At 73.1% G+C, this 931-nt stretch carries 1 protein-coding gene; it reads right to left on the reverse strand.

Features of this window, described 5'->3' with window-relative positions; all coding sequences use genetic code 11:
* Positions 1-931, reverse strand: a 931-nt coding sequence (locus CFP71_RS42940; RefSeq protein ID WP_143267342.1) for a sensor histidine kinase, incomplete at both ends; no start/stop codon positions are given.

Genomic DNA, 931 nt, shown 5'->3' on the forward strand with positions numbered 1-931 from the left:
GTCGCCGCCGGGTCGAAACCGCGGCCCTCGTCCCGGACGGTCACGCGGACGCCGTCCTCCACCGTCAGCAGGGCTTCGCCGACGCCCGCGTGCCTGTCGACGTTCACCAGCGCCTCGCGCACGGCACGGACCAGCGCGAGGGCCGCCGACGCCGGGATCGGCGGGACCGGCGACCACCGGGTCTCGACCTTCACCGGGCTTTGCGCGAGGACGCCGCGCAACGACGTCTCGAGATCGACCACGCTGCCGGGACCGGATTCGCCGGTCAGGATCGCGAGATCCCGGCGGGCGTAGCCTGCGACCTCGGCCGGATCCGTCGTTTCGCCGCGCTGGGCCACCGTGAGGAAGGTGGCCGCCGCCGTGTCGTGCAGGACGGCCAGATACTCCCTTTCCTGCCGTCGCCGTTCCACCGCAAGGGATTCCTCTCGCGCCAGCCTGGCCCGGCGCTCGCGGAGGTGGTCGATCCGGCGCGTCGTGCGGGCCAGCAGGAGGAACGCGCCCCGGGCGAGGGTGGCTTCGAGCAGCACCCGCAGCACCACCGAGAAGCCGTCCTCGAAGCCGAGCGGAACCACCTCGATCGCCAGCAGGCAAGCGACGGCGGGCACGGTGATCTTCGGCGGCCACTCCCATTGGAGGGTGATCGCGGTGATGGTGAGGACGTTCAGCGCCCACTGGTTCAACTCGCCCGCTTCGGGGGCGGTGAGGAACTGCGTGCCGCAGACGGCCGCGGCCCGGACCAGTGTCAGCGCGAACGCCACCGGCCTGCCCCGGCCGGTCTTTCCCGTCAGGTGTTCGGCCGCCGCGGTGCCCAGAGCCAGCGCGAGCAGACCGAAGGCGAGGGGGAGCGCGCCCGTCGGCGTCGCGAGTACGCCGAAGACGCTGATCACCAGCAGTCCGGCGCCCCGTGCCGGGCCGGCGAACCGGCCGACGA

The sequence above is a fragment of the Amycolatopsis thailandensis genome, from assembly GCF_002234405.1.
GTDB classification, from domain to species: Bacteria; Actinomycetota; Actinomycetes; order Mycobacteriales; family Pseudonocardiaceae; genus Amycolatopsis; species Amycolatopsis thailandensis.